This window comes from Bradyrhizobium sp. ISRA442, from assembly GCF_038085055.1.
GTDB lineage: Bacteria > Pseudomonadota > Alphaproteobacteria > Rhizobiales > Xanthobacteraceae > Bradyrhizobium.
In genome coordinates this window covers 1-3,320 of sequence record NZ_JALGCN010000053.1, presented here as the reverse complement: position 1 = coordinate 3,320, position 3,320 = coordinate 1, and the positions used below count along the sequence as shown (strand labels likewise).

Genomic DNA, 3,320 nt, shown 5'->3' with positions numbered 1-3,320 from the left:
TCATTCGGTCATTGCGCAACTGGCGTAGCGGCACTTAAGTCCGGCAGCGCAGGCCAAGCTCAAGGAGCCGATCGGCGACACTTCGCTGGCCGCCATCTCAAACTGGGCGGATGACTATAAATTCGTACCGGAAGGACACCCATCGCTGGCATTTCATCGATATTGACATCGAACCACCGACGTACGACGCTTCCCTCGATCGCCAGGATGGAAGCAACCAGGGCACCTGCATCGTCCAAGGTCTTCCGGCGGCGATTGCGATCCTCAAAAACAATTCGCGCTCTAAGGAAAACAGGTTCCGCGCGCTGAAGCTCGTTGTCCATCTGGGACCTGGAGCAGCCGTTGCACGCAAGCGAACAAAACGGCGATCAAGGCGGTAACAAACTTCATGTCATCTTGCACGCGAAGCGGTCCGACGGCACGTCATATACGCGCGCGCCGACATTCCACAGCATGTCGGAAGACTCTTTGGTCGATCTCCAGGCGGAGTTATGCTGATCCGCTGGATGCCGATCCGCTGCCGACAGTCGAAGCCCCGCCCTATGATGAAGCACGAGTTGCCGCTTGGGCGAACGATACGCACGTCCTGGGTATGAAAGCCTATCAGCTCCTGCCCGCAGGGACGCTGGACCACAACGATTCGGGCCATGCCGTAGAGATCAGCAACGATTATGCCGTAGCCATCAAAGCGGACCTGGATCGCGAGCTGGTAAAGAGAGCCGCGCGTCTTAAGGCTATTCTGGAGGATGCACTCGGCAGTTCCTAGATGAACTGCCAAACTTTGGTCGGTCGCAAAAACACCTCCCACTAATTCTCGATAATCATGATTTAACAAGATCAGTGTTAGATGCTTTGTACACTCGAAGTCCGCACGATATCCCGAGGACGGTTCTGCGCGATGAGGTCGTGCGGCTTGAGGGCAATCGGCGCGCGAACCGCGTACTAAGGTTGAGACTCATTAAATCCACCATACACCAGATCGCAGCATCCAGAAGATACTATTGAGGACGCGTCGGTCGTTTTACCCGAGGGGCTCCACGCGGCTTGTTTGGTAGCATAGACCCGATAGCTGCCCATTCGTAGTCCGTTAGTTCATGGCGCATGATTCGAAGCCCCAGTTTGGGAGCTTGAATCACGGGCGCCGGGCCAATCACAATGCTTTTGCCATGTCAGGCCGACTTGTCCTCACGGCTGCCCTCAAGCTTATCTCGCAAGGCCGTGATCACGCGATGGACAATCCGTATATCCTTGACCGACAGCCCTTCTGAAAGATCGTTGATCCAGGGAGCCTGCAACTCCATTGCGGCTTCGAAGGCGCGCTGTCCATTCTTAGTGAGCACGACGAGCTGCGCCCGTCGGTGATGCGGGTTGACCTCAAAAGATACGAGGCCCTCTCTGTGCAGATCATTGATAATCCGCTGCACGTTTTGACGATTGCCGCCGAGGTCACGTGCGAGCCAAGCGACCGGTTGGGGACGTTCGGCGGACACAATGGCGCCAAGCACCTGCCAGCGTGCGCTTGTTAGGCCAAGCGGGGCGACCAGACGGTCGCCGGCCGTCAGAAATAGGCTGTCGAGCCTGAATAGATCGAGAACAAGGTCGGTCAGGGCGTCACCCTCCGGGGTTCGCTTGGCTCTTTTCATTTGTCACCATTGTTTTCTATTGACATCATGATGTCAAAGTGTTATGTGATCATAATACCAATTAGACATCACATATCAAATAGCAATGGAGGCACTCATGTCGCTGCGACGCCCACTCGACCCTTCTTTCCCGATCGACCGCCAGATCGCTATTGAGGCAAATTCGGTCGTCCTGGTGAACCCATTCACACTCGACAAAGCCGATGAGGCGGCTTTTCTCAAGACCTGGCAGGACGACGCAGCGTTCATGAAGCGACAGCCGGGCTTCATTTCCACTCAGCTGCACAGAGCTCTCGGCGACAGCTCGACCTATCTGAACTACGCCGTCTGGGAATCCACCGCACACTTCCGCGCGGCCTTCACCCATCCTGACTTTCTAGCAAAAATCGCCAGCTATCCGGCCTCCGCGATAGCCTCGCCTCATCTGTTCCAGAAAGTTGCCGTGCCCGGCATCTGCGTTGCCTAGCCCTGCTCTTTTTAGGAAGGGAAGATACTCATGATCAAGTTGATCCATCCTGTCGCTGGCGCCTTGGCTATCGGAACGATCGGCACATTTTGGCTGTCGACGGTACTCAGCGAGCTGTTCGCGTCCCATGCCACAGTTGCAGCGGTTAAGAGCACCATACCGTGGGGTTTCTTGTTGCTGATTCCGGCGCTCGCTGCGACCGGTGGTACAGGTGTCATCTTGGCAAAGGCGCGCCGGGCCGGACTGATCGGGGCCAAATTCAAGCGCATGCCATTCATTGCAGGAAACGGCATCCTGATTCTTATTCCGTCTGCGCTCTTCCTTGCGTCCAAGGCTCAGGCGGCAGAATTCGATGCCACGTTCTATGCTGTGCAGGTGATCGAGCTCGTCGCGGGCGCAACAAACATTACACTTCTTGCTCTCAACATGCGGGACGGTCTCAAAATGAAGGGATGGTTGCGCCACAAACCCGCTTGATCACCTCAACCAGAACTGCGCGGACAACTGACGTGAGGCCCGGTATTGTCGTGGCTTTATGAGTACGCGCCCTAAAATGTTATAGCTCTCGCGCCGGAGAACAGCCGGATGGTATCAGAATGCGTAGCCCGATCAGCAGTTTAGAACGTTCGGCCCTTCAGTTTACCTTCGGCAGCATAACCCTGACCGTGGTAACACTGGCTTGCTTGTACCTTCACGCGCATTTCGCCGCGACGGCGTTCGCGTACTTGTTAGTGATCTTGCTGTTTTCGCTGATGGGCAGCCTCATCGCGTCGTCGGCGCTTTGCATCGTAACCATCGCTGCTCTCGCTTACTACTTTGCGCCGCCGGCGTTCAGCCTGCGAATCGATGCCCCCCAAGATCTGCCGGTGGTTGTTGCATTCTTTATTGCCTCGATTGTGGGAGCGCACCTGGTCGGAAAGCTCCGCCAGGAAAGAGAGGCTGCGCGTGTCGTTGCGGCCGAGCTTCAGCGGAGTGCGGCCGATTTGGAGGATCGCGAAAAGCGGTGGCGCGCCATCTTCGAGCACAATCCCGCCATGTACTTCATGGTCGATGAAGCCGGCACTGTCCTCAACGTCAATACGCTCGGCGCGACACAACTCGGCTATGCTCCTGCTGAACTGGTCGGTCGATCCGTGCTGGACGTATTTCTCGAGGAGGATCGCGCGTTCGTTCGCGAATGCGTTCGGACGTGCCTTGAGGATGTCGGACAG

At 56.4% G+C, this 3,320-nt stretch carries 6 protein-coding genes; 5 read left to right on the top strand and 1 reads right to left on the bottom strand.

Annotated elements, in window-relative coordinates; genetic code table 11:
- Nucleotides 1-110: 110 nt before the first annotated feature.
- Nucleotides 111-380, top strand: a complete 270-nt coding sequence (locus tag MTR72_RS40695) for a S1/P1 nuclease (RefSeq protein ID WP_445819692.1) — start codon at nucleotides 111-113, stop codon at nucleotides 378-380.
- A gap of 212 nt (nucleotides 381-592) precedes the next feature.
- On the top strand, nucleotides 593-766 hold the full coding sequence (locus tag MTR72_RS40120; protein WP_280969177.1) for a hypothetical protein: 174 nt from the start codon (nucleotides 593-595) through the stop codon (nucleotides 764-766).
- Between the two features lie 403 nt (nucleotides 767-1,169).
- On the opposite strand, the gene MTR72_RS40110 is transcribed toward MTR72_RS40120, so the two are convergent.
- Entirely contained in the window at nucleotides 1,170-1,643 is a 474-nt protein-coding gene (locus MTR72_RS40110) for a MarR family winged helix-turn-helix transcriptional regulator (RefSeq protein WP_027562320.1), read from the bottom strand.
- A 97-nt stretch (nucleotides 1,644-1,740) separates the two neighbouring features.
- Here MTR72_RS40110 and MTR72_RS40105 point away from each other — a divergent pair, with 97 nt between their 5' ends.
- From MTR72_RS40105 to MTR72_RS40095, 3 genes are all read left to right on the top strand, one after another.
- Nucleotides 1,741-2,109: an antibiotic biosynthesis monooxygenase family protein gene (locus MTR72_RS40105; protein WP_280969176.1), complete on the top strand. Its 369-nt coding sequence runs from the start codon at nucleotides 1,741-1,743 to the stop codon at nucleotides 2,107-2,109.
- 30 nt (nucleotides 2,110-2,139) lie between these two features.
- Nucleotides 2,140-2,586, top strand: a complete 447-nt coding sequence (locus MTR72_RS40100; RefSeq protein WP_135178150.1) for a hypothetical protein — start codon at nucleotides 2,140-2,142, stop codon at nucleotides 2,584-2,586.
- Nucleotides 2,587-2,705: 119 nt separating this feature from the next.
- Nucleotides 2,706-3,320, top strand: a 615-nt coding sequence (locus tag MTR72_RS40095) for a PAS domain S-box protein (protein WP_341512336.1), incomplete at its 3' end; no start/stop codon positions are given.

Coding starts and splice junctions, on each gene's coding strand:
- MTR72_RS40695 (WP_445819692.1), top strand. CDS start 111: ATGACTATAAATTCGTACCGGAAGGACACCCATCGCTGGCATTTCATC.
- MTR72_RS40120 (WP_280969177.1), top strand. CDS start 593: ATGAAAGCCTATCAGCTCCTGCCCGCAGGGACGCTGGACCACAACGAT.
- MTR72_RS40110 (WP_027562320.1), bottom strand. CDS start 1,643: ATGAAAAGAGCCAAGCGAACCCCGGAGGGTGACGCCCTGACCGACCTT.
- MTR72_RS40105 (WP_280969176.1), top strand. CDS start 1,741: ATGTCGCTGCGACGCCCACTCGACCCTTCTTTCCCGATCGACCGCCAG.
- MTR72_RS40100 (WP_135178150.1), top strand. CDS start 2,140: ATGATCAAGTTGATCCATCCTGTCGCTGGCGCCTTGGCTATCGGAACG.